This window comes from Geodermatophilus aquaeductus (assembly GCF_900182545.1).
Lineage (GTDB): Bacteria > Actinomycetota > Actinomycetes > Mycobacteriales > Geodermatophilaceae > Geodermatophilus > Geodermatophilus aquaeductus.
On record NZ_FXTJ01000002.1, the window covers coordinates 66,922 to 87,218 of the forward strand.

The following is a 20,297-nucleotide window of genomic DNA, read 5'->3' on the forward strand; positions in this document are numbered from 1 at the left end:
GGTGGGCCTCTACGCCGAGCGGCTCCGGCCGCGACTGCACGACTCCGCCCTCGGCCCCCGGGTCACCGCGGGCATCCGGTCGCGGGTCTGCGCCGGCCTGGCCGGCGACGTCCTGGAGATCGGCTACGGCTCCGGGCACAACCAGCCGCACCTGCCCCCGGAGGTCACCGGGGTGTGGGCGGTCGAGCCGTCGGCGACCGCGCTGCGGCTGTCCGGACCGCGGCGCGCGGCGTCCCCCGTCCCCGTCGTCGTGGCCGGCGACGACGCCCGCTCCCTGCCCTTCCCCGACGACCGCTTCGACGCCGCCCTCTGCACCTGGGTGCTGTGCGGCATCCCCGACGCCCCGGTCGCCCTGGCCGAGGTGGCCCGCGTCCTGCGCCCCGGCGGTGTCCTGCACCTCGTCGAGCACGGCCGGGCGCCGGACCCGCGGGTGCTGCGCTGGCAGCGCCTGGGCAACCCGGTCAACCGGCGGGTGTCCGGCTGCGTCCTCGACGACGACGTCGAGGCGCTGCTCGCCGCCTCGCCGCTGACCGTCACGCGACTGACCCACTGGTACGAGCCGGGCGCGCCGCGGGTGCTCGGCTCGATGTACGAGGGCCGGGCGACCGCCTGACCCTAGGAGCCGACCAGCGCCCGGTGCAGGACGGCGACCAGCTCGGCGCGCGTGACGATCCCGGCCAGCCGCCCCTCGCCGTCGACCACCGGGAGGTGGCGCAGGCCGCGGTCGGCCATGAGCCCGACCAGCTCCGAGACCGGGGTGTCGACGCCGACGGTGGTGACCGGGCTGCTCATCACCTTCGCCACCGGGTCGAGCGCCACGACCTCGAGGTTGAACAGGTCGTGCACGGTGACGATGCCGACCACCCGGCGGTCGTCGGTGACCACCGGCAGCGCCTTCACGGCGTGCTGGTTCATGAGCATCCGCGCCCGGTAGAGCGTCTCCTGCGGCTGCACCGTGCGGACGTCCTGCTCCATCAGCGCGCCCACCTTCAGCTGCCCGAGCCGGCGGTCCAGGGCGTGCGCCTCGGCGTCGCGGACCAGCTCCAGCACGTCGCCGGGCAGCACGTCGAGGCCGCGGTCCAGCCGCTGCATCGCCGCCCGGACGTCCTCGGCCTGCAGCCCGACCCGCTCGGTGGGCGGCGCGTCCGGCCCGGCGCGCGGCGGCTCGGGCACGTGCGGATAGGGCCGGCCGGTCAGGTTGTTCACCAGCGCCGCGACCAGCAGCAGCACGACGGTGTCGACGCCGACCGGCCACAGCGCGAACGCCCAGCCGTGGTCGGCCACCGCCGCCCCGCCGACCGCGGTGAACAGCGCGCAGGCGCCCCCTGGCGGGTGCACGCAGCGCAGCACCATCATCACCGGGATGGCCACGCCGACGGCGACCGCGGCGGCCAGCGTGACGTCGTCGACGAGCTTCCCGGCGGCCACGCCGACCAGCGTGGACACGACGTTGCCCACCACCACGGGGTAGGGCTGGGCCAGCGGGCTGGCCGGGGCGGCGAAGAGCAGCACCGCCGTGGCGCCCATCGGCGCGACGATCCACGGCAGCCCCGCCGGCCCGCCCGGGACCGCCTGCGCGGTGACCGCGGCCAGCGCGATGCCGGCCAGGGCGCCGAACCCGCCGCGCAGCACCTCCGAGCGGCGGTAGCCCACCGGCCCGGGCCGCATCCCGGCCCTCCACGCCCTGACGTCCGCGCGCACCCCGCTCCCCTCCCGCGGACCCCGCTGCCCGCGCGGGCGCAGACAGTACGTCCTCACGGGCCTCCGCGGGGGCTGCCGCTCGGGCGCCGGCTCAGGCTCCCGCGAGGGTCCGGGCGACCACCGGGACCAGCGCGGCGAAGGCCTGGCCGCGGTGACTGCGGGCGTCCTTCTCCGCCGGCTCGAGCTCGGCCGAGGTGAGCTGCAGGCCGTCGGGCACGAAGACCGGGTCGTAGCCGAAGCCGTTGCCGCCGCGCGGCTCGCGGACCACCCGGCCCCGCCACTGCCGCTCCACGACGGACTCGGCGCCGTCGGGAGTGACCAGCGCGGCGGCGCAGACGAACGCCGCGCCGCGCCGCTCGTCGGGGACGTCGGCGACCTGGCCCAGCAGCAGCGCGGTGTTGGCGGCGTCGTCGCCGTGCCGGCCCGACCAGCGCGCCGACAGCACGCCGGGCATGCCGTTGAGCGCGTCGACGGCGATGCCCGAGTCGTCGGCCACCGCGGGCAGCCCGGTGTAGCGGACGGCCTCGCGGGCCTTGAGCAGCGCGTTCTCCGCGAACGTCGCGCCGGTCTCCGGGGCCTCGGGGTACTCGGGGACGTCGCGCAGGCCGACCACCTCGACGCCGGGGACGGCGTCGGCGAGCAGCCGCTGCAACTCGGCGAGCTTGCCGGCGTTGCGGGTGGCGAGGAGCAGCCGGGTCATCGCTGCAGGGCCTCGTCCTGGACGCGGGTGAGCTCGGCGCACCCGGCGACGGCGAGGTCGAGCAGCCGGTCGAGGGTCGGCCGGTCGAACACCGCGCCCTCGGCGGTGCCCTGCACCTCGACGAACCCGCCCTCGCCGGTGCAGACGACGTTCATGTCGGTCCCCGCCTTCACGTCCTCCTCGTAGGCGAGGTCCAGACGCGGCTCGCCGTCGACGACGCCCACGCTGACGGCGGCCACCGACTGCGCGAGGGGGTTCTTCCTCGACAGCTTCTTCCGGTCTCCCAGCCACGCGACGGCGTCGGCGAGGGCCACGTAGGCGCCGGTGATGGCCGCCGTCCGGGTGCCGCCGTCGGCCTGCAGGACGTCGCAGTCCAGGGCGATGCTGTTCTCCCCCAGCGCCGACAGGTCGATCGAGGCGCGCAGCGAGCGGCCGATCAGCCGGCTGATCTCGTGGGTGCGGCCGCCGATCCTGCCGCGCACCGACTCGCGGTCGCCGCGGGTGTGGGTGGCCCGCGGCAGCATCGCGTACTCGGCGGTCACCCAGCCCAGGCCCGAGCCCTTGCGCCAGCGCGGCACCCCCTCGGTGACGCTGGCGGCGCACAGCACGCGGGTGCGGCCGAACTCGACGAGCACCGAGCCCTCGGCGTGGTCGAGCCAGTTGCGGGTGATGGTCACCGGGCGGAGCTGGTCGGCCGCGCGGCCGTCGGGGCGGGTCACGGACGCCGAGCCTATCGACGCCGGCTCGCCGTCTCCCCCGGGAGCGGCCACGATCGTCCCCGTGCGATCGGAGCTGCGGACGGTGCGGACCGGCGGGGTGCCGGTGGTGGTCGACCTGACCGCGGAGTGCGAGGACTTCGCCGGCAGCGAGGGCGACGGCCTGCTGCACGTGTTCGTCCCGCACGCGACGGCCGGGCTGGCGGTCATCGAGACCGGCTCGGGCAGCGACGACGACCTGCTCGCCCAGCTCGACGAGCTGCTGCCCCGCGACGACCGCTGGCGGCACCGGCACGGCAGCCCCGGCCACGGCCGCGACCACGTGCTGCCGGCGTTCCTGCCGCCGTCCCTGAGCGTCCCGGTGCTCGGGGGCCGGCTGCAGCTGGGCACCTGGCAGCGGATCTGCCTGGTCGACCCGAACCGCGACAACCCGCAGCGGCAGGTGCGGCTGTCGTTCCTCCGCGGCTGACGCCCCGCCCGCACCCGCCGTCGTCCCGGCACGGCATCATGCCGGGCATGACCGAGACCGTGCCCGCTCCCGTCCGCCTGGCGCCCGGTGACCCGGCGCCGGACTTCACGCTGCCCGACGCCGAGGGCCGTCCGGTCTCCCTCGCCGACCACCGCGGCCGGCGCGTGATCGTGTACTGCTACCCCGCGGCGCTCACCCCCGGCTGCACCACCCAGGCCGTCGACTTCACCGCCGCGGCCGGCGAGCTGGCCGAGGCCGGGCTCGACATCATCGGCATCTCCCCCGACCCGCCGGAGAAGCTGCAGCGCTTCCGCGAGCAGGAAGGGCTGGGCATCACGCTGCTGTCCGACCCGGACAAGCGCGTGCTGAGCGCCTACGGCGCCTTCGGCACCAAGAAGCTGTACGGCAAGGAGGTGCAGGGCGTCATCCGCTCCACCTTCGTCGTCGACGCCGAGGGCCGGATCGAGCGGGCCGCCTACAACGTCAAGGCCACCGGGCACGTCGCCAAGCTGCGGCGCGACCTCGGCCTGGGCTGACCTAGTTGGCGCGGATCCCCAGCACGCCGGTCACCAGGGCGTCGACCACCGTCGTCGCGGCCTTGAGGTCGGGGTCCCGGGCCACCATGACGTCGGAGTAGAGGAACGACTCCCCCAGCCGGACGACGGCGTAGGACAGCACCGGCAGCGGGACCTCCGAGGCCAGCCCGCGCGCCTCGACGTCGCGCTCGAACAGGTCGGTGTAGGCCTCGACCAGCCGCGGCTGGACCCGTCCGCGCGGGTCGGTGAGCACGCGCAGCGCGGTGGTCGGCTCGTCGTCGATGAAGCGGCGCAGCGACGTCGCGGTGCCGAGCACGTTGCGGTAGTCCTCCATGATCGCCAGGCTGCGCAGCCGGCCGGCCGGCTCGGCGCCCTCGGGGCGGGCGTCGTGCGCCTCCACGGCCCGCTGCAGCGTCCGCTCGGCCAGCCACCACATCGCCTCGCCGAGGATGGCGTCGCGGTTGCCGACGCGGCGGAAGAGCGTCACCCGCGAGATGCCCAGCTGGCCGGCGAGCGTGGTGGTGTCCAGCCGCTCGCCGTCGAGGAGGGTGCGCGCCGCCCGTCGGACGACCTCTTCCCGGGGCGCGATCACGGGCCGAGCCTAGGCGCGGCCGACCTGCCGGTACACGGCCGCGCCGCTGCGCTCACCCGCGCGCAGGAGGGCGGCCACCGTGCGTGCACGGTGGCCGCCCCTGCTGCGGGACTACCCGGGATCAGACCGGGCAGGTGTTCCGGTAGTCGGACACGTCGCCGAACAGCGAGACCGACGGGCCGGGGCAGATGAACTGCGAGTACCGGGTGTCGGTGTCGACGAACCGCTTGAGCCAGGCGATCGTGGTGGCCGCGATCACCGTGTTCGGGCTGTTGGGCGCGAAGTGGCTCGCGTTGTTCAGCTCGAGGTAGGCCCGCTCGGGTGCGTTGGTCAGCGAGTTGTAGAACGGGATGGAGTGGCTGCTGACCGGGGCGACGCTGTCGCTCTCGGCCCCGATGACCAGGGTGGGCGTGCGGACCTCGGGCCAGGTCTTGTCGGTGTTCCAGCCGGTCAGCGGCACCGCGGCGCGCAGGCTCGGCCGGTCCTTGGCCGCCTCGAGCGTGCCGCCACCGCCCATGGAGTGGCCGACGACGGCCAGCCGGGAGGCGTCGACCCGGGTGCGGACGGCGCTGGACCCGGTCAGGTAGTCGAGCGCGGCGAGCAGCTGGTCACCGCGGGAGGCGGGCTGGTCGTAGCGCGAGTTGGTGTCGATGACGATGACGACGAAGCCCTGCGAGGCCAGCCGCGGCCCGAGCCAGGCGACGGTGTCCCGGCCGGCGGTGTAGCCCGGCGAGATGGCGACGCCACCGAAGGTGCCCTGGGTGGTCGTCGTCGGGTAGTAGATGGACGCGGCGCCGAAGCCCGGGGTCGAGAAGTCCGACACCGTCGTCGACGCCGTGGCGAACGGGCCGGACGTGGCCGAGATGCTCGCCTGCGTCGGGGCCGGCCCGCGCCACCAGGACTCGTCGGCGCCGGCCGGGGAGGCGCCGGCGACCACGGTCGCCAGTGCGGTGACGGTCGCCGCGAGCGCGCCCGTCAGGAGACGTCTGATTCGCACGGATGTCCTTTCGACCGGACCGCGGGCACGCAGCACCCACCGCGGGAGGAGAGGGGCCGCTCCGGCGTCGGGTCCACGGGGTGTGGTCTGCGTCACGCCGTTGCGTGTTCGTAACGTAACTGGTGGCGACTGCCCTGATCAATGCCTGGATGGAACATTTTCCGTTCCTGTTGCATCCGGGCGTGTCGCCACTTCCCGTGCGTTCACCGGGACACCGTGGACGGCGGTGGTGCACCAGCATCGACGGGCATGACCGCAGCGACGACACCTGCCCCCGACGGCGACATCGGCGTCACCGGGCTGGCCACCATGGGCGCCAACCTGGCCCGCAACCTCGCCCGGCACGACTGCCGGGTGGTGGTGCACAACCGCACGAGGGCGCGCACCGACGCGCTGGTGGCGGCGTACGGCGACGAGGGGGCGTTCGTGCCCACCGGCTCGGTGGCGGAGTTCGTCGCGGCGCTGGCCCGGCCGCGGAAGGTCGTGGTCATGGTGCAGGCCGGCGCCCCGACCGACGCCGTCGTCGAGGAGGTCGCCCTGCTGCTGGAGGCCGGTGACGTCCTCGTCGACGGCGGCAACGCCCGCTACACCGACACCATCCGGCGGACGCGGGCACTGGCCGAGCGCGGCGTGCACTTCGTGGGCTGCGGGATCAGCGGCGGTGAGGAGGGGGCGCTGCTCGGGCCGAGCATCATGCCCGGCGGCTCGGACGAGGCCTACGCGATCGTCGGCCCGCTGCTGGAGTCGATCGCGGCCGTGGTCGACGGGACGCCGTGCTGCGCCCACGTGGGCACCGACGGCGCCGGCCACTTCGTGAAGATGGTGCACAACGGCATCGAGTACGCCGACATGCAGCTGATCGCCGAGGCCTACGACCTGCTGCGGGCGCGGCTGGGCCTGTCCCCCGCCGAGATCGGCGAGGTCTTCGCCGGGTGGAACGCCGGCGACCTGGAGTCCTACCTCGTCGAGATCACCGCCGAGGTCCTGCGCCACGTCGACGCCGCGACCGGGCGGCCCTTCGTCGACGTCGTCCTCGACGAGGCCGAGCAGAAGGGCACCGGGCGGTGGACGGTGCATTCGGCGCTCGACCTCGGGGTGCCGGTGAGCGGCATCGCCGAGGCGGTCTTCGCCCGGGCGCTGTCGGGGCACACCGCGCAGCGCGAGGCGGCGCGGGCGGTGCTGCCCGGCCCGGCCGAGGACCCGGCGCCGGTGGCCGACCGTGACGCGTTCGTCGAGGCGGTGCGCCGGGCGCTGTACGCCTCGAAGGTGGTCGCCTACGCGCAGGGGTTCGACCAGATCGCCGCCGGCGCGCGGGAGCACGGCTGGGACATCGACCTCGGGGCGCTGGCCACCATCTGGCGCGGCGGGTGCATCATCCGCGCCCGCTTCCTCGACCGGATCCGGCAGGCCTACGCCGACGAGCCCGACCTCACCACGCTGCTCACGCACGGCTACTTCCGCGACGCCGTCGCCGACTGCCTCGAGGGCTGGCGGACGGTCGTGGTCGAGGCCGCGCGGGCCGGCATCCCGGCGCCCGGGTTCGCCACCGCACTCGCCTACTACGACGGCCTGCGCGCCGAGCGGCTGCCCGCCGCCCTGGTGCAGGGGCTGCGCGACCTCTTCGGTGCGCACACCTACCGGCGGGTCGACCGCGAGGGCGTCTTCCACACGGTGTGGTCGGAGGACCGGCGCGAGGTGCAGGCCGGCTGACCATCAGGCCGTCCAGGTGCCCGGGCGCGGCTGCCCGTACCGGCCGCCGTCCCAGCCCGGGTCCCACGGGAAGCAGCCCACCGGCGAGGCCCAGGTGAGCACGCACGCCGGCACGGAGTACTCCGCCGGGCGCCGGTACCAGCGGTTGGCGCCCAGCAGCACCTCGCCGGGGTTGGGGCACTCCTCCACGACCAACTCCTCCCGGCCCACCTCGAGCAGCTCCCCGGGCACCACCGACCGGCCGGCGACGACGTCGGCGGCGACCGCGTCGAGCAGGGTGTGCGTGGCCGCCGACCCGCGGCCGACGACCACCAGCTCGGGGGAGCCCAGGCCGAACAGGCCGATCGTGTAGCCGAACGCCGGCTCGTCGGGCCGCTCCCCGGGCCCCACGTACTGCACGGCGTAGCGGGCGCGGCGGATGACCGCGGCGAGGTGGGCGTCCTCCTGGTCCAGCCAGGCGGTGGTCTGCGGGTCGTGCGTCATGCCCGGGAGCCTGCGGGCCGGCACCGACAGGACGCGCCCGCGCACACCCGGTGGTGGACGGCCGGGCTCCCTGTGGACGGCGGCGGCCGGACCGTCGGCCCCCCGCTCAGCCCTCGGTGGCCCGCTTCGCCCGCGCCCGCCGCTTGCCCTCGTGCATCGCGGCCACCCGCGCGACGGGGATGGCGTGGCCCTCGGCGAGCAGGTCGGCGGGCAGCTCCTGCGGCTCGGGCAGCAGCGCCGTCCACGGGTCGCCGTCGCCGAGCCGCTCCGGCGCCGTCCGCACCGTGACGTCGCCCGGCCGGACCGAGGCCAGGTCCTCCCACGCGACCGGGGCCGACACCGGCAGCCCGGGGCGGATCCGCGGGCTGTAGGCGGCCACGATCGTCGAGGAGCCCGAGCGGGTCGAGTCCAGGAAGACGCGGCCGTGCCGGTCCTCCTTGATGTAGGCGGTGGTGGCGAGGTCGGGGTCGAGCGCCGCCGCGCGGGCGGCCAGGGCCCGGGTGGCGGCCGCGGCGTCCTCCGGACCGACCCCGCGGACCGGGACGACGACGTGCACGCCCTTCGACCCGCTGGTCTTCACCGCGCCGGCCAGCCCGGTGTCGGCGAGCGCCCGCCGCACGAGCTCCGCGGCCTGCACCACGACGGCGAAGTCGGCGCCCTCCGGCGGGTCGAGGTCGAGCACGATGCCGGTGGGCTCGGTCTCGGCGCCGGCGCGGAAGAACGGGACGTGGAACTCCACCGCCCGCTGGTTGGCCAGCCACAGCAGCGTGCGGCGGTCGTCGCAGAGGACCTGCTGCACCTCGCGGTGCGCGCCGAAGGACCAGACCGGCACGGTGCGCACCCACTCCGGTGCGCCCTTGGCCACGTTGCGCTGCATGAAGGGCTCCTGGCCGGGGCGCACGCGCTTGACCGACAGGGGCCGGCCGGCCAGCTGCGGCGCCAGCCGGTCGGCGAAGGCGTCGAGGTGGTCGACCAGGTCGCCCTTGGTCACCTCGAGCCCGTCGCCCAGCGGCGCGTCGAGGCTGGTCAGCCGGACGCCGTCCCGTTCGTCGTCGACCACCGGCCCACCGTGCCCGTCACCGGCGGGCGGGGCAACACCTGCCTAGACCTCGTAGGTGGCGCCCGGGTGGACCAGCTCGGCGCCGGGGAACGCCGTCCGGGCGCCGGCCAACTGCGCGGCGGGGTCCACCCAGGGCGGCACGTGGGTGAGCAGCAGCCGGCGCACGCCGGCCGCGGCCGCGGCCTCCCCCGCCTGGCGGCCGGTGAGGTGCAGGTCCGGCGGCAGCCCGTCGCGCTCGGGGTGGGCGGCCTCGGCCAGGAGCACGTCGGCGCCGTGCGCCAGGTCGACGACGGCCTGCGACGGCCCGGTGTCGCCGGTGTAGACCAGCGAGCTGCCGTGCGCGGTCAGCCGGATCGCGTGGCACTCGATCGGGTGCGCGGTGCGCGCGGTCTGCACGGTGAACGGGCCGAGGATCGCCGACACCGGCGTCACCGCGAAGTCGAAGACGTCGGTCAGCGGGGCACCGCCGGCGTCGTACACCAGCGCCAGGCGCCGGTCGGCCCCCGCGGGCGCGATCAGCGGCAGCCGGCGTCCGGACGCGCGGCCGGAGTACCGGTGCCACACCACCAGCGGGGCGACGTCGAGGCAGTGGTCGGCGTGCAGGTGCGAGAGGTACACCGCGTCGACCGAGTCGGGGTCGGCGAGCGCCTGCAGCGCCCCGAACGCGCCGCTGCCGAGGTCGAGCAGCACCCGGAAGCCGTCGTGCTCAACGAGGTAGCAGGAGGCCGCCGACGCCGGGCCGGGGCCGCTGCCCGAGCAGCCCACGACCGTGAGCCTCACGCCGCGTTCTCCGTCCGGCCGCATCCCCATCCGCTGTCCATCGCGGGCGCCAGGCTAACCGTCGCGCAGGACCGCCCCGGCGGGCACCGTCAGGACGCCGTCGTGCCAGCACAGTCCGGTGAGGTCCCGGACGACGACGTCGGCACCGGCTCCCAGCGCCCGCTCCCCCACCCCGACGACGCGCGCACCCGCGCCTCGACCGGCGGCGATGCCCGCGGGGGCATCCTCGAGGACCACGGTCTCCTCCGGCCGCAGCCCGAGCAGCCGGGCGCCGAGCAGGTAGCCCTCGGGGTCGGGCTTGCCGGTGCGCACGTCGTGCCCGGTCACCATCCCGCCGGGCAGCGGCAGGCCGGCGGCGCGCAGCCGCGCGGTGGCCAGCACCGGGGTGCCGGAGGTGACGACCGCCCACACCTCCCGCGGCAGGGACGCCAGCAGCTCGGCAGCACCGGCGACGGCGGGCGTCGTCTCGGCGTCCTCGAGCTCGTAGCGGTCGATGAGCGCGGCGGCCTCGGCGCGCCGCGGCCCGGTGACGAGGTCGGCCACCGTGTCGGCGGCCCGGCGCCCGTGCACCACGGCCAGGACACCGGCGGGGTCGAGGTCGTGCTCGACCGCCCAGCGCGACCAGGAGGTGACGACGGCGGCGTCGGAGTCGACCAGCACGCCGTCGTTGTCGAACAGCACCCCCCGGGCCGGCACGGTGAGGTCACTGGAACGGCCCTGCTGCAGGGACCCGCCACGAGCCTGCGAGTGGTGGGGGGCAGCAGGGTCCTTCGTCATGCCCAGAGCTGGCCCTCGAGCGCCGAGGTGGCCTCCTCGACGGTGCCCGCGTACGCGCCGGTGGACAGGTACTTCCACCCGCCGTCGCAGACGATGAAGACGATGTCGGCCTTGCGCCCGGCGGCGACCTCGCGGTCGGCGATCCCGAGCGCGGCGTGCAGGATCGCGCCGGTCGAGATGCCGGCGAAGATGCCCTCGCGCTCGACCAGCTGCCGGGTGCGGTGGACGGCGTCCTCCGGGCCGACGGAGAAGCGCGAGTCCAGCAGCTCGGGGTCGTAGAGCTCGGGGATGAAGCCCTCGTCGATGTTACGCAGTCCGTAGACCAGCTCGCCGTAGCGCGGCTCGGCGGCGATGACCTGCACGCCGGGCTTGTGCTCGCGGAAGTAGCGCGAGCAGCCCATCAGCGTGCCGGTGGTGCCCAGGCCCGCGACGAAGTGGGTGATCGACGGCAGGTCGGCGAGGATCTCCGGGGCGGTGCCGGTGTAGTGCGCCTCGGCGTTGGCCGGGTTGCCGTACTGGTAGAGCATCACCCAGTCGTCGTGCTGGGCGGCCAGCTCCTTGGCCATGGCCACGGCCTGGTTGGAGCCGCCGGCGGCCGGCGAGCTGATGATCTGCGCGCCGTACATCTCCAGCAGCTGCCGGCGCTCGACCGAGGTGTTCCCCGGCATGACGCAGATCAGCCGGTAGCCCCGCTGCCGGGCCACCATCGCCAGCGAGATGCCGGTGTTGCCGCTGGTCGGCTCGAGGATCGTGGCGCCCGGCGTGAGCGTCCCGTCCTTCTCGGCCGCCTCGATCATCGAGATCGCGGCGCGGTCCTTGATCGACCCGGTGGGGTTGTGGTCCTCGAGCTTGGCCCACAGCCGCACGTCGGAGGTCGGCGACAGGCTCGGCAGCCCGACGAGCGGGGTGCCGCCGAGGGAGTCGACGAGGGAGTTGAAGCGGGCCATGGCAGAGCTCTTCCCGGGGACGAGGGGGGACGGTCGGGGCGGCTGCCTCAGCAGCCGCCGGCGACCGCCGGGAGGATCGTGACCGAGTCGCCGTCCTTGACCGCGGTGTCCAGGGACCCGGTGAAGCGCACGTCCTCGTCGTTGACGTAGACGTTGACGAAGCGGTGCAGCTTGCCCTCCTCGGTCACGAGGCGGCCCTTGAGACCCGGGTGCTTGGCGTCGAGGTCGTCGACGAGCGCGCCGAGGGTGTCCCCGCTGCCCTCGACGGTCTTGTTGCCGCCGGTGTGGGTGCGCAGGATGGTCGGGATCCGGACCTCGATGGCCATGGCGTGCGGTTCTCCTCGGGAGGGTGGGGACGTGCGGGAGCGCTCGACGTGAGCGCGTGTCGGTGCGGGCAACGCCCGCTCGCCGCCGGGGATTCCGTGCCCCGCGGCCGGCCCCGTCCAGGGCCCCGCCCCGAGCGTGCGAGGGGTGGGGAGGACGGGGTCCTTCTTCAGTCGTAGACGACGGTGGTCGGCGAGTGGCCGAACAGGTAGGACTCGACGACCTCGACGTCCTCCTCGCTCACCTCGCCGTCGACGATCCGGAAGCTGCGGAACTCGACCTCGTCGTCGGCCAGGCCGGTCTCCCGGCCGTGGTGCCGGGTGGAGACGAGCACGTAGTGGGCGTTCGGCTCCGACGCGTAGCTGACGTCGGTCCGCGACGGGAAGGCCTCGGTGGCGGTGTGCGAGTGGTAGATCACCACCGGCTCCTCGTCCCGGTCGTCCATGTCCCGGTACAGGCGCAGCAGGTCGGCCGAGTCGAACTCGTAGAACGTCGGCGACCGGGCGGCGTTGAGCATCGGGATGAACCGCTCGGGACGGTCGCTGCCCTCGGGACCGGCGACGACGCCACAGGCCTCGTCCGGGTGGTCCTCCCGGGCGTGGGCCACGATGGCGTCGTAGGTCGCGCGGTCGATGCGCAGCACGGTCCCAGTCTAGGCGGCGCTCGCGGGAGGCCGGGCGACGGCCGCCCGACCGGGGGCGGACACCCGCCGGTTCCCCACCGGCTACGGTGCGGACCCGTGGTGCTCGAGCTGATCGTGGTGGCCGGCGTGGTCGTCGTCGCGCTGCCGGCGCTGTGGCTCGGCGTGCGGGGACTGACCACCCGCAGCGGGCACTACAGCAGCGACGCCGGCGCCGACCGCCGCTCGCTCGCCCTGCTGGTCACGCTGCGCGGGCTCCTGCTGCTGCTGGTGCTGGCGCTGTCGGCCGTCAGCCTCGTCTCCGCCGTCGGCGCGATCGTGCGCGACCTGGAGCTGCCCAGCCTGGTGCCGGTCTTCTTCGTCCTCGACCTGCTGCTCGCGACCCTCGTGGTGCTCACCTTCGGCCGGCGGCGACCGCGTCGACGAGCGACCCCTGCAGCGCGGTGAGCCAGTAGTAGACGGCCAGCTGCTGGCCCTCCTCGCCGGCCGGGTCCTCCGGCGGCTCGGTCTCCTCGGTGATGCCGATCCGCTCACCCAGCGCTAGCCGCAGGTCGTTGGTGGTGCGCAGCCACGCGGCGGCCTGGTCGCGGTCGAGCCGCACGTCGCCGCCGCCGGCCGGCAGGCTCGCCCGGACGGCGGCCAGGTCGTCGGTCTTCCCGGACCGCAGCGCCGCCTCGGTCAGGTCCCGGTAGTCCGCGGCGATCGCGGGGTCGCTGCGGTGCCCGGCGGGCAGCAGCCGCGCCATCACCGGGTCGCCGTCGACGTCGTCGGCCGTGAGCAGCTGCTCGAGCTGGTCGAGCAGCAGCCCGAGGACGCCGGCCTCGGCCGCCTCGAGCCGCGCGACGACGGCCCCGCCCTTCCGCCGGAACGGTCTCATGCGTCCTTCTGGTAGGTGGCCCACAGACCGTAGGCGTGCAGCCGGCTGGTGTCGTGCTCCATCCGCTCGCGCGGACCGGAGCTGACGACCGCCTTGCCGTCGTTGTGCACCTGCAGCATGAGCGTGGTCGCCGTCGGCTCGTCGTAGCCGAACAGCTCCCGCAGCACGTGGGTCACGTAGGTCATGAGGTTCACCGGGTCGTTCCAGACGATGGTGACCCAGGGCCGGTCGAGGTCGGCGGTCTCCTCGACCGTGGATTCGGGCGCCCGTGTCGGCGCCTGGGGTCCGGCCACCCGACCACTCTAGGACGGCCGCCGCCCGGGTTTCCCGGGTGGAGACACGGGGGCCGACCTAGAGTCCCGTGCCATGTCGACGGGTCCCGCCCTGCTCACCGACCGGTACGAGCTGACGATGGTCGCCGCGGCCCTCGCCGACGGCACCGCCGGCCGCGACTGCGTCTTCGAGGTCTTCGCCCGCCGCCTGCCGCACGGCCGCCGCTACGGCGTCGTCGCCGGCACCGGCCGCCTGCTCGAGCAGCTGCCGTCCTTCCGCTTCGACGACGACGAGCTGGCCACCCTGCGCGAGCAGGGGGTCACCGACGCCCGGCTGCTGGACTGGCTGGCCGACTTCCGGTTCACCGGCGACGTCGACGGCTACGCCGAGGGCGAGCTGTTCTTCCCCGGCTCGCCGGTGCTCACCGTGCGCGCGCCCTTCGCCGAGGGCGTGCTGCTCGAGACGCTGGTGCTCTCGGTGCTCAACCACGACAGCGCGATCGCCTCGGCCGCCGCCCGGATGGTCGGCGCGGCGTGCGAGCGGCCGTGCATCGAGATGGGCTCGCGCCGCACGCACGAGCAGGCCGCCGTCGCGGCGGCGCGGGCCGCCCACCTCGTCGGGTTCGTGGCCAGCTCCAACCTGGAGGCCGGCCGGCGGTACGGGGTGCCGACGACGGGCACCAGCGCGCACGCGTTCACGCTGCTGCACGACGACGAGTCCGCCGCCTTCCGGGCGCAGGTCGACACGCTCGGGGTCGGCACCACGCTGCTGGTGGACACCTACGACGTCGCCAAGGGCATCGCCACGGCCGTCGAGGTCGCCGGGCCGCAGCTGGGCGCGATCCGGCTGGACTCCGGTGACCTGCCGACGCTGGCCACCGCCGCCCGCCGCCAGCTCGACGAGCTCGGCGCCACCGGGACGCGGATCATCGTGACCAGCGACCTCGACGAGTACGCGATCGCCGGGCTGATGGCCGCGCCGGTCGACGGCTACGGCGTGGGCACCTCGCTGGTCACCGGCTCGGGCGCCCCGACCGCCGGGATGGTCTACAAGCTCGTCGAGCGCGACGGGATCGGAGTGGCCAAGCGCTCGGAGGGGAAGAACTCCGTGGGCGGCCGCAAGTCCGCCGTCCGCCGGCACGACCCCGACGGCACGGCGACCGCCGAGGTGGTCACCAGCGGGACCGTGGCGCCGCGCGAGGGCGACCGGCAGCTCGTCGTCCCACTGGTGCGCGGTGGCGAGGCGGTGGCGCCGTCGTCGCCACGCGAGGCGCTGGCCGCCGCGGTCGCCCACCACCGCCGGGTGCGGGAGGCGCTGCCGCCGGAGGCATGGGCGCTGTCCCGCGGGGAACCGGTCCTGGAGACGGTGACGGCGTGAACGGAGGGTCCGAGGTGAGGCGCGCACTGCTGGTCGTGGACGTGCAGAACGACTTCTGCGAGGGCGGCAGCCTGGCCGTGGCGGGCGGCGCCGCGGTGGCCGGGGCCATCAGCGAGCACGTGCGCTCGGGCGGGTACGCGCACGTCGTCGCCACCCGGGACCACCACGTCGACCCCGGCGGCCACTTCGCCGAGCAGCCGGACTACCTCGAGACCTGGCCCCCGCACTGCGTCGCGGGCACCGGCGGGGCCGAGCTGCACCCGTCGCTGGACCGGGAGCCGATCGAGGCGGTGTTCGACAAGGGCGAGTACGCGGCGGCCTACTCCGGCTTCGAGGGCCGGGCCGGCAGCGTGCAGCTCGCCGACTGGCTGCGCGAGCGCGGGGTCGACGCCGTCGACGTCGTCGGGATCGCCACCGACCACTGCGTGCGCGCCACGGCCCTCGACGCCGTCGCCGCGGGGTTCGACACGCGGGTGCTGCTGTCGCTGACCGCCGGGGTGGCCGAGGCCTCGACCGACGCCGCCCTCGACCAGCTGCGCACCGCCGGCGTCCAGCTCGAGGGAACGGTCCACCGCCCCTCGAGGTGACCCGCCCCGCGGGGCAGTTCTGCTGAGTGAGCCGCCCTGCGAGGCGGCGTGAGGAGTGGGGGCCGGAGGCTCCCGCGATCGAGCGCCGGGAAGGGCTCAGCGCAGGTCGGGGACGGCACCTGGCCGCGGTGTCATCCGGAGGATGACGGTGTCGTCGCGTCCATCACCTCGTCCCTCGTGAAGCCGAGGACCTGCAGGACGGCGTCGAGGTAGGGCTGGTTGAGCGCGGTGTGCGCCTGCTCGCGCACGACCGGCTTGGCGTTGAAGGCGATGCCCAGGCCGGCGGCGTTGAGCATGTCGAGGTCGTTGGCGCCGTCGCCCACCGCGACCGTCTGCTCCATCGGGATGCCGTGCTCGGCGGCGAAGCGCGCCAGCGCCCGCGCCTTGCCCGGCCGGTCGACGATCTCGCCGACCAGGCCGCCGGTGAGCCGGCCGTCGGCGACCTCGAGGGTGTTGGCCGCGGCGAAGTCGAGGCCGAGGGAGGCCGCGAGCGGGTCGGTGATCTGGCTGAAGCCGCCGCTGACGATGCCGCAGCGGAAGCCGAGGCGCTGCAGGGTGCGGATGAGCGTGCGGGCGCCCGGGGTCAGCTCCAGGTGCTCGCGCACCTCGTCGAGGACCTCGACGGGCAGGCCGGCCAGCGTGGCCACACGTGCCCGCAGCGACTCGGCGAAGTCCAGCTCCCCGTTCATGGCCGCGGCGGTGATCCGGGCGACCTCGGCGGCCCGCCCGGCGCGGGCGGCGAGCTCGTCGATGACCTCGCCGCGTACGAGTGTGGAGTCGACGTCGAGGACGATCAGCCGCTTGCTGCGCCGGGCCAGCCCGACCTGCTCGACGGCGATGTCGGCCCCGGTGGACGCGGCGACGGCGGCCAGGGCGGTGCGCAGCTCGGTGGCGCCGGCCCCGGAGACGGTGAGCTCCAGGCTGGTGACCGGGTAGTCGGACAACCGCCGGATCGCGTCGATGTTGCCGCCGACGCCGGCGATGGCCGTGGCCGCGCCGGCGACCGCGGACGGTGGCACCGGGCGGCCCAGCAGGATGACGTGGTGTGGGCGGCCGGCGGCCACGGCCTGCACACCCCGGCCGGAGGCGGCCTCCACCTCGACGCGGACGCCGGTGGCCCGGGCGACGCCGTCGACGAGGCGGCCGAGCCCGGCGAGGAAGGCGGCTCCGTCCACCGGTCCCTCGGCCGTCGGCAGGGCGCCGACGACGACGCCGAGGACCAGGTGCCCGTGCACGACGACCTGCTCGACGTCGACGACCTCGACCGGCGGGACGCCGTCGCCGCCCTGCGCCAGCGCGCCGAACAGGCGGGCGGTCACGCCCGGCCGGTCGGCGCCGGTGACGGTGAGCAGCGCCCCGGGCCGCGGGTCGGCGGTCTCCGGCGGGACGCGGTGGGCGGGGTCGAGCGGCACGGCCGCCATCGTGCCGCACCGCCCCGTCCCCTCCCCCGGCCGGTCGGGGGTGGGGTCCGTGGACGCGGCGACGCCCCGCCGGCCGGAGCCGACGGGGCGTCGCTGGTGACGTCGCGGGTGCCCTCCCGGAGAAGGACCGGACCTCAGAAGGGGTCGGGGTCGTTCGGACCCTGACGGGGACCGGTGCCGCCGGCCAGTTCGCTCACGCCGCCGTACGGCTCGTGCCGCTTGCCGACGTGCGCCTCGCGGTGCAGCCGCTCGATGAGGTGCGGGTAGTGCGCCTCGAACGCCGGGCGCTCCGACCGGATCCGCGGGATCTCGGTGAAGTTGTGCCGCGGCGGCGGCGAGGAGGTGGCCCACTCCAGCGAGTTGCCGTGGCCCCACGGGTCGTCGCGCAGCGCGAGCCGGCCGTACTTCCACGACTTCGCCACGTTGTAGAGGAACGGGATCGTGGAGGCACCGAGGATGAACGAGCCGATCGTCGAGATGACGTGCATCGTCGTGAACCCGTCGGTGGGCAGGTAGTCGACGTACCGGCGCGGCATGCCCTGGGTGCCCAGCCAGTGCTGGATCAGGAACGTCGCGTGGAAGCCGATGAACGTCAGCCAGAAGTGCAGCTTGCCCAGCCGCTCGTCCATCATCCGGCCGGCCATCTTCGGGAACCAGAAGTAGATGCCGCCGTAGGCGGCGAACACGACGGTGCCGAAGACCACGTAGTGGAAGTGGGCGACGACGAAGTAGCTGTCGTTGACGTGCCAGTCCAGCGGCGGGCTGCCCAGCAGCACGCCGGTGAGGCCGCCCAGGAGGAAGGTCACCAGGAAGCCGACCGCGAACAGCATCGGCGTCTCGAACGTCAGCTGGCCGCGCCACATGGTGCCGATCCAGTTGAAGAACTTGATGCCGGTCGGGACCGCGATCAGGTACGTGAGGAAGGAGAAGAACGGCAGCAGGATCGCGCCGGTGGCGAACATGTGGTGCGCCCACACCGTGACCGACAGCGCGGCGATCAGCAGGGTCGCGCCGACCATGCCCTTGTAGCCGAACAGCGGCTTGCGGCTGAACACCGGGATGATCTCGGTGATGATGCCGAAGAACGGCAGCGCGATGATGTAGACCTCGGGGTGGCCGAAGAACCAGAACAGGTGCTGCCACAGCATCGCCCCGCCGTTCTCGTCGGAGAAGACGAGGGCGCCGAGGTTGCGGTCGGCCAGCATGGCCATGATCGCCGCGGTCAGGATGGGGAACGCGAAGAGCACCAGCAGGCTGGTGACCAGCGTGTTCCAGGTGAAGATCGGCATCCGGAACAGGGTCATGCCCGGCGCCCGCAGGCAGGCGATCGTGGTGATGAAGTTGACCGCGCCGAGGATGGTGCCCAGACCGCTGACGGCCAGGCCCGCGAACCACATGTTGGCGCCGACACCCGGGCTGTGCACTGCGTCGGAGAGCGGGGCGTAGGCGTACCAGCCGAAGTCGGCCGCGCCGCTGGGGGTGAGGAAGCCGCCGACGGCGATCGCGCTGCCGAAGAAGAACAGCCAGAAGGAGAAGGCGTTCAGCCGCGGGAAGGCGACGTCGGGAGAACCGATCTGCAGCGGCATGATCAGGTTGGAGAACGCGAAGAACAGCGGCGTCGCGAACATCAGCAGCATGATCGTGCCGTGCATGGTGACCAGCTGGTTGTACTGCTCCGGGGACAGGAACTGCAGCCCGGGCTGGCCCAGCTCACCGCGGATGAGCATGGCCATGAAGCCACCCACGACGAACCAGGCGAACGAGGTGGCCATGTACATCAGGCCGATGGTCTTGTGGTCCGTGGTCCGCAGCAGGTTGGAGAGCCGCGCACCCCGCTGGACCTCGCGAGCCGGGCTGGGCCGGCTCACGATCGGTGCAGGCGCGATCGTCACGGCCGCAGCTTAGACCGTGCGCAGCGGGCCCGTCGGGCCCGACCGGGCAGGCGCGCCGGTGCCCGGGGGTCCCACCCGGTGACCCCCCGGCGCGTCGCCGGGCACCCGTACGGGCGGGTCTAGATCAATTCGGGTTTCCGCCCTGCTCAGAGGGGGAACAGGAACGTCCGGCCCTGGAGATCCCAGGGCCCAGGCCACCTCGGCCACCTGCTCAGGAGGTCCACCGTGGAGCTTCTCTGGAACATCATCGTGCTGATCGTGGTCGGCGCGATCGCCGGCTTCCTCGCACGGGCCATCGTCCCCGGCAAGCAGTCGATGAGCGTCGGGATGACCATCGTCCTCGGCATCATCGGGTCCTTCGTCGGGAACCTGCTCGGCAGCCTGATCTTCGACGGCAAGTTCGAGATCGGTCCTGCCGGGATCATCGGCTCCATCATCGGCGCCATCGTGGTGCTGCTCGTCTACGTCTTCGCCACCCGGGGACGCAGTCGCGCCGTCCGCTGACGCAGCCTGCTCCAGCGCCTCGGGGGACGGTGGAGCAGTGAGCAGGCCCAGGAGGGGCCCGGCCGTCACGGCCGGGCCCCTCCTGCGTCTCCCGGGACCGTCCAGGTCGTGACGTCGACCGCCAGGGTGGTGCGCACCCGCTCCGGCAGCCCGGCGACGGCCGCCGCCAGCCGCTCGGCCGTGAGGTGCCGCGCGTGCGGGCCCATCCCCACGACCGTGCCCACCGTGCGGCGGTCGAGGTCGAGCTCCTCGCGGTGGCGCACCCGCCCGGCGGGGACCAGGTGCGGCTCCAGGGCCGCCGCCAGCCGGGCCTCCTTGTCCGGGTCCACCCGCAGCAGGCCCAGCGGCCCCACCAGCTCGGCCAGGTGTTCCGGCGCGGGGGTGACCACCACGAGCCGGCCGCCGGGGCGCAGCACGCGTGCCGTCTCCGGGCCGTTGCGGGGGGCGAAGACCACCGTCACGCGGTCGACGGCGGCGTCGCGGACGGGCAGCCGCGCCCACGTGTCGGCCACGACCGCGAGCACGCGCGGCGAGATCCCGGCGGCGCGGCGGGCCGCGTAGCGCGAGGAGTCGAGGACCACCCCGACGGCGTCCGGCAGCCGGTCGAGGACCCCCGCCAGGTGGTGCCCGGTGCCGCCGCCGAGGTCGAGGACGGCGTCGACCGGCCCCTCCCCCGCGGCGACGGCGTCGGCCAGGACCCGGGTCAGCCCGGCGTAGGTGCCGGCGGAGAGCACGTCGGCGCGGTCGGCGACCATCGCGGCGCTGTCGCCGGTGGGCGGGGTGTGCCCGGGCGGCAGCAGCGTCACGTGTCCCTGCCGCGCCCGGTCGAAGGAGTGCCCGGCCGGGCAGCGCAGGCCGGCGTCCCCGGGCAGGGCCGCCAGCCGTGCCCCGCAGGCCGGGCAGGCCAGCAGGGCCACCGCCCGCGGCGGCCACG

At 74.7% G+C, this 20,297-nt stretch carries 25 protein-coding genes; 8 read left to right on the forward strand and 17 right to left on the reverse strand.

Features of this window, described 5'->3' with window-relative positions; genetic code table 11:
• The first annotated feature begins 1 nt into the window (after nt 1).
• Nucleotides 2-613: a class I SAM-dependent methyltransferase gene (locus tag FN207_RS05305; RefSeq protein ID WP_142457315.1), complete on the forward strand. Its 612-nt coding sequence runs from the start codon at nt 2-4 to the stop codon at nt 611-613.
• 2 nt (nt 614-615) lie between these two features.
• Here FN207_RS05305 and FN207_RS05310 read toward each other — a convergent pair whose 3' ends face one another.
• From FN207_RS05310 to rph, 3 genes are all read right to left on the reverse strand, one after another.
• Nucleotides 616-1,668 carry an HPP family protein gene (locus FN207_RS05310; protein WP_142457316.1) on the reverse strand — a complete coding sequence of 351 codons (1,053 nt, stop codon included), beginning with the start codon at nt 1,666-1,668 and terminating at the stop codon, nt 616-618.
• 124 nt (nt 1,669-1,792) lie between these two features.
• Nucleotides 1,793-2,401 carry an RdgB/HAM1 family non-canonical purine NTP pyrophosphatase gene (gene rdgB, locus FN207_RS05315; RefSeq protein ID WP_142457317.1) on the reverse strand — a complete coding sequence of 203 codons (609 nt, stop codon included), beginning with the start codon at nt 2,399-2,401 and terminating at the stop codon, nt 1,793-1,795.
• Entirely contained in the window at nt 2,398-3,120 is a 723-nt protein-coding gene (gene rph, locus FN207_RS05320) for a ribonuclease PH (protein ID WP_142457318.1), read from the reverse strand. Before rph ends, rdgB begins: the two co-directional genes overlap by 4 nt.
• A 61-nt stretch (nt 3,121-3,181) precedes the next feature.
• On the opposite strand from rph, the gene FN207_RS05325 reads away from it, so the two are divergent.
• Together FN207_RS05325 and bcp are read left to right on the forward strand one after the other, a co-directional pair.
• Nucleotides 3,182-3,586, forward strand: a complete 405-nt coding sequence (locus tag FN207_RS05325; protein WP_185938201.1) for a YjbQ family protein — start codon at nt 3,182-3,184, stop codon at nt 3,584-3,586.
• 47 nt (nt 3,587-3,633) lie between these two features.
• Nucleotides 3,634-4,122 (forward strand): thioredoxin-dependent thiol peroxidase, encoded by a 489-nt coding sequence (bcp, locus tag FN207_RS05330; protein ID WP_142457319.1) that lies wholly within the window; start codon nt 3,634-3,636, stop codon nt 4,120-4,122.
• Nucleotide 4,123: 1 nt separating this feature from the next.
• Here bcp and FN207_RS05335 read toward each other — a convergent pair whose 3' ends face one another.
• A complete protein-coding gene (locus FN207_RS05335; protein WP_142457320.1) occupies nt 4,124-4,714 on the reverse strand; it encodes a QsdR family transcriptional regulator in 591 nt (196 codons plus the stop codon).
• A gap of 121 nt (nt 4,715-4,835) precedes the next feature.
• Nucleotides 4,836-5,711, reverse strand: coding sequence for an alpha/beta hydrolase family protein (locus FN207_RS05340; RefSeq protein ID WP_142457321.1), 876 nt, complete (start codon nt 5,709-5,711; stop codon nt 4,836-4,838).
• Between the two features lie 249 nt (nt 5,712-5,960).
• Here FN207_RS05340 and gndA point away from each other — a divergent pair, with 249 nt between their 5' ends.
• On the forward strand, nt 5,961-7,421 hold the full coding sequence (gndA, locus tag FN207_RS05345) for an NADP-dependent phosphogluconate dehydrogenase (protein WP_142457322.1): 1,461 nt from the start codon (nt 5,961-5,963) through the stop codon (nt 7,419-7,421).
• A gap of 3 nt (nt 7,422-7,424) precedes the next feature.
• On the opposite strand, the gene FN207_RS05350 is transcribed toward gndA, so the two are convergent.
• The 7 genes from FN207_RS05350 to FN207_RS05380 all read right to left on the reverse strand — a co-directional run bounded on the left by FN207_RS05350 (nt 7,425) and on the right by FN207_RS05380 (nt 12,435).
• Nucleotides 7,425-7,904, reverse strand: a complete 480-nt coding sequence (locus tag FN207_RS05350; protein ID WP_142457323.1) for a DUF4262 domain-containing protein — start codon at nt 7,902-7,904, stop codon at nt 7,425-7,427.
• Between the two features lie 106 nt (nt 7,905-8,010).
• Complete coding sequence (locus FN207_RS05355) at nt 8,011-8,964, reverse strand: DNA polymerase domain-containing protein (RefSeq protein ID WP_142457324.1); 954 nt, start codon at nt 8,962-8,964, stop codon at nt 8,011-8,013.
• Between the two features lie 42 nt (nt 8,965-9,006).
• Nucleotides 9,007-9,744, reverse strand: coding sequence for an MBL fold metallo-hydrolase (locus FN207_RS05360; RefSeq protein WP_142457325.1), 738 nt, complete (start codon nt 9,742-9,744; stop codon nt 9,007-9,009).
• Nucleotides 9,745-9,798: 54 nt separating this feature from the next.
• Nucleotides 9,799-10,440, reverse strand: a complete 642-nt coding sequence (locus FN207_RS05365; protein WP_221888059.1) for an HAD-IA family hydrolase — start codon at nt 10,438-10,440, stop codon at nt 9,799-9,801.
• Nucleotides 10,441-10,517: 77 nt separating this feature from the next.
• Nucleotides 10,518-11,468 carry a PLP-dependent cysteine synthase family protein gene (locus FN207_RS05370; protein WP_142457327.1) on the reverse strand — a complete coding sequence of 317 codons (951 nt, stop codon included), beginning with the start codon at nt 11,466-11,468 and terminating at the stop codon, nt 10,518-10,520.
• 47 nt (nt 11,469-11,515) lie between these two features.
• Nucleotides 11,516-11,794 (reverse strand): ubiquitin-like small modifier protein 1, encoded by a 279-nt coding sequence (locus tag FN207_RS05375; RefSeq protein ID WP_110906135.1) that lies wholly within the window; start codon nt 11,792-11,794, stop codon nt 11,516-11,518.
• A 167-nt stretch (nt 11,795-11,961) separates the two neighbouring features.
• Nucleotides 11,962-12,435, reverse strand: coding sequence for a M67 family metallopeptidase (locus FN207_RS05380; protein WP_142457328.1), 474 nt, complete (start codon nt 12,433-12,435; stop codon nt 11,962-11,964).
• A gap of 96 nt (nt 12,436-12,531) precedes the next feature.
• On the opposite strand from FN207_RS05380, the gene FN207_RS05385 reads away from it, so the two are divergent.
• Nucleotides 12,532-12,879 (forward strand): hypothetical protein, encoded by a 348-nt coding sequence (locus tag FN207_RS05385; protein ID WP_142457329.1) that lies wholly within the window; start codon nt 12,532-12,534, stop codon nt 12,877-12,879.
• Here FN207_RS05385 and FN207_RS05390 read toward each other — a convergent pair.
• A complete protein-coding gene (locus FN207_RS05390; RefSeq protein ID WP_142457330.1) occupies nt 12,827-13,309 on the reverse strand; it encodes a DUF2017 family protein in 483 nt (160 codons plus the stop codon). The genes FN207_RS05385 and FN207_RS05390 overlap by 53 nt on opposite strands.
• Entirely contained in the window at nt 13,306-13,602 is a 297-nt protein-coding gene (clpS, locus tag FN207_RS05395; protein WP_110906139.1) for an ATP-dependent Clp protease adapter ClpS, read from the reverse strand. Before clpS ends, FN207_RS05390 begins: the two co-directional genes overlap by 4 nt.
• 73 nt (nt 13,603-13,675) lie before the next feature.
• On the opposite strand from clpS, the gene FN207_RS05400 reads away from it, so the two are divergent.
• Complete coding sequence (locus FN207_RS05400) at nt 13,676-14,959, forward strand: nicotinate phosphoribosyltransferase (protein WP_142457331.1); 1,284 nt, start codon at nt 13,676-13,678, stop codon at nt 14,957-14,959.
• A 14-nt stretch (nt 14,960-14,973) separates the two neighbouring features.
• Nucleotides 14,974-15,546 (forward strand): isochorismatase family protein, encoded by a 573-nt coding sequence (locus tag FN207_RS05405; RefSeq protein WP_142457332.1) that lies wholly within the window; start codon nt 14,974-14,976, stop codon nt 15,544-15,546.
• 131 nt (nt 15,547-15,677) lie between these two features.
• Here FN207_RS05405 and serB read toward each other — a convergent pair whose 3' ends face one another.
• Both serB and ctaD read right to left on the reverse strand, forming a co-directional pair.
• On the reverse strand, nt 15,678-16,958 hold the full coding sequence (gene serB, locus FN207_RS05410; protein ID WP_246065797.1) for a phosphoserine phosphatase SerB: 1,281 nt from the start codon (nt 16,956-16,958) through the stop codon (nt 15,678-15,680).
• 143 nt (nt 16,959-17,101) lie between these two features.
• A complete protein-coding gene (ctaD, locus tag FN207_RS05415) occupies nt 17,102-18,859 on the reverse strand; it encodes an aa3-type cytochrome oxidase subunit I (RefSeq protein WP_142457334.1) in 1,758 nt (585 codons plus the stop codon).
• Between the two features lie 225 nt (nt 18,860-19,084).
• On the opposite strand from ctaD, the gene FN207_RS05420 reads away from it, so the two are divergent.
• The gene (locus tag FN207_RS05420) at nt 19,085-19,363 is read left to right on the forward strand and encodes a GlsB/YeaQ/YmgE family stress response membrane protein (protein ID WP_142457335.1); all 279 of its coding nucleotides are present in this window, start codon (nt 19,085-19,087) and stop codon (nt 19,361-19,363) included.
• 65 nt (nt 19,364-19,428) lie between these two features.
• On the opposite strand, the gene FN207_RS05425 is transcribed toward FN207_RS05420, so the two are convergent.
• A complete protein-coding gene (locus tag FN207_RS05425; RefSeq protein WP_425459847.1) occupies nt 19,429-20,280 on the reverse strand; it encodes a putative RNA methyltransferase in 852 nt (283 codons plus the stop codon).
• Between the last annotated feature and the right edge of the window lie 17 nt (nt 20,281-20,297).

Coding starts and splice junctions, on each gene's coding strand:
- rdgB (WP_142457317.1), bottom strand. CDS start 2,401: ATGACCCGGCTGCTCCTCGCCACCCGCAACGCCGGCAAGCTCGCCGAG.
- FN207_RS05370 (WP_142457327.1), bottom strand. CDS start 11,468: ATGGCCCGCTTCAACTCCCTCGTCGACTCCCTCGGCGGCACCCCGCTC.
- FN207_RS05310 (WP_142457316.1), bottom strand. CDS start 1,668: ATGCGGCCCGGGCCGGTGGGCTACCGCCGCTCGGAGGTGCTGCGCGGC.
- FN207_RS05350 (WP_142457323.1), bottom strand. CDS start 7,904: ATGACGCACGACCCGCAGACCACCGCCTGGCTGGACCAGGAGGACGCC.
- gndA (WP_142457322.1), top strand. CDS start 5,961: ATGACCGCAGCGACGACACCTGCCCCCGACGGCGACATCGGCGTCACC.
- FN207_RS05390 (WP_142457330.1), bottom strand. CDS start 13,309: ATGAGACCGTTCCGGCGGAAGGGCGGGGCCGTCGTCGCGCGGCTCGAG.
- bcp (WP_142457319.1), top strand. CDS start 3,634: ATGACCGAGACCGTGCCCGCTCCCGTCCGCCTGGCGCCCGGTGACCCG.
- FN207_RS05375 (WP_110906135.1), bottom strand. CDS start 11,794: ATGGCCATCGAGGTCCGGATCCCGACCATCCTGCGCACCCACACCGGC.
- FN207_RS05400 (WP_142457331.1), top strand. CDS start 13,676: ATGTCGACGGGTCCCGCCCTGCTCACCGACCGGTACGAGCTGACGATG.